Annotated in this window: 2 protein-coding genes; both read right to left on the minus strand. The window is 57.9% G+C overall.

The window, feature by feature from the left end; all coding sequences use genetic code 11:
- On the minus strand, positions 1-504 hold a 504-nt coding region (locus B3605_RS00050), incomplete at its 3' end, for an ATP-binding cassette domain-containing protein (RefSeq protein ID WP_296431449.1).
- Between the two features lie 65 nt (positions 505-569).
- Entirely contained in the window at positions 570-1,601 is a 1,032-nt protein-coding gene (locus B3605_RS00055; RefSeq protein ID WP_112943171.1) for a substrate-binding domain-containing protein, read from the minus strand.
- Positions 1,602-2,388: the final 787 nt, after the last annotated feature.

Below are 2,388 nucleotides of genomic sequence, written 5' to 3' on the forward strand. Positions count from 1 at the left end.
CGGTTCGTCGAGGATCAGCACGCGGCAATCGAGTGTCAACGCCTTGGCGATCTCCACGAGTTGCTGGCTGGAAATCGGTAGCTCGGCGACCTTGCGGCGAACGTCGATGGCGGCAAGCCGGTTCATAACAGTCTGCGCGTTACGCTCCAGCCTCCGATAGTTCATGAAGGGTGAGCGACGGCGGTTGGTGGCCGCCATGAACATGTTTTCGGCGACCGTCGCATCAGGGCAAAGCGCGATCTCCTGGTGGACGAGCCCGATACCAAGCAATTGCGCAGCGGCTGGTGAGGATATCCGCACGGCCTCACCGTCGACGCGGATCTCTCCATCCGTCGGCTGCACAACGCCGGCGATGATGTTCATGAGCGTCGACTTCCCGGCGCCATTTTCGCCGCACAGCGCATGTACTTCCCCCTTCTCGAGGGTGAAATCGACATTCGTCAGCGCCTGGATAGCGCCGAATTGCTTGCTAACGCCACGTATCGACAGAACCGGTTCAGCCATCTTTACCTCCTCCTCCATAGATGACCATCCGCGCCATATCACGCGGATGGTGTGTGCTCGGGAGGTTATTCCTCGATCCCCTTGGTGCCCCGACGCTTCAGGTACTTGTCCCAGTAGAAGTCGTCGGCATTTTCGGCAGTGACGATGGAAAGACCGTTGTCGACAACAGGGATGCTCATCGGGTTGAAGCCCGCGCGCTTGGCATCGTTCATGGGGTCGATCAGCTCGGGGTGCTTGGCCAGCCACAGAAGCATGAAACCCATGTAGCCCTGCATCCCCTGGTTTGGATTGATCGAGCCAAAGACATCGCCTGCCTTGATCATGTCGAGAATGTTTGCGTTGACGTCGGCGCACATGACAAGCACTTTGCCGCCGTTTTCCTTGCTCGCCTGCGACGCGCCGATCGCCGAATTCGCCTCAGGCATGAACACGGCGCCCAGGTTCGGATTGGCCTGGATGATGCTCGAGAGCCCCTGATAGGCCTTGGTGGGATCCTGGTTTGATGCCGCGCGGCCAACAAGCTTCATCTCAGGCCACTTCGTCTCCATGCGGCCGACAAAAGCGGCGATGCGCTTGTCGTGGTTGTCCTGGCCCGGATTTTCGAGCACCGCATATTCGCCCTTGCCACCCATCTTCTCGGCAATAGCGTCGGCGGCATAGATGCCTTCGCGTGTGTTGTCCGAGGTAATGAAGGAGATGCGTTTCGAAAGCGGCGAGTCGGCTGCGAATGTGACCACCGCCGTACCCTGGCCAATGGCGCGGTTAATTGGCTCGATGAACGGATCGGAGTTCATCGGGTGAACGAGAATCCCGGCCGGGTTTTGCGCCAGCGCTTGGTCGAAACTGGCTATCTGCTTGTTGACGTCATATTCCGGTGTGCCAGTGTACTGCGTCTCGCAGCCGAACTGCTGGCCGGCCTGCTTGAACATCTCATAGACGGGGAACCAGTATTCCACGCCCGAAACCATCACATTCATCACATATTTTTCGCCAGGTTTGCAACGGAATGGATTGTCCGTTGCGGCCGCCGCGGTGCCGGCATGCAACGTGGTTGCAAGAGCCGCCATGATGGCGGTCGAGCCAATAAATTTGCGCAAGATTCCTCCTCGAGGCCGTAGCCCCTCCCAAAAGCCCGAGAGCGTCACGTAGACGCCGCTGATCGCGTTGAAACCGAACCTCCTCCTCGAAGTTCGATAAAGGCAGTAAAAGGTAAGAACGAATGATAGTCAATATAATTCACACTAAGAAATATATTTCACAAAGCTGCTTCCGCGAGGTCATCACGACCCCGTTGCTTCGCGTTCATCGATGAAACCTGGATCAAGATCGAGCTGCCGCTGCAGTGGATGATCGGCACGGATCGAGAGCAGAAGGCCAGGTCCGTCGATACACGGCTACAATCTTGCGCACCGGCTGCCGCGCGTCTCGGTACGCAAGGTTGCCGGTGCGTTCAACCGCACGTCAGGCCTAACTCCCGACTTGCCTCCAGCCTCCGAACTGGCGTGATGGCGCTCGCAATGATGCTAGTATCTGACTAGGCAACCACCGAGACAGGTTCAGCGGGCGACCCGCCCAGAAGTGGGCGGCTGGTATCTATTGACGTGCTCGCATAGTGGATACCCTATAAGTTTGCGCTCATGACGAGCGATTACACCCGCATCCACTGGGTGGGGCCTCGCGGGCAACACGCGAGGCCTTTGTGTCCCCGGCTGAACGCACGCAATGCATTTCCAACTGATGGGGCTTAATAAAGTTGGGTGGTGCTACGACGCAAAAAGATGCACGCAAGTGCGGCGTCACCAATTCTTCTTGCCGTTTTGACATGGCCCGTAAACCTCTGAAGCCCTCGTCTAGCGTTGGCTGGCCCTGATCTTCGAACGCAAG

Source organism: Rhizobium sp. UBA1881, assembly GCF_002338015.1.
GTDB lineage: Bacteria > Pseudomonadota > Alphaproteobacteria > Rhizobiales > Rhizobiaceae > Rhizobium.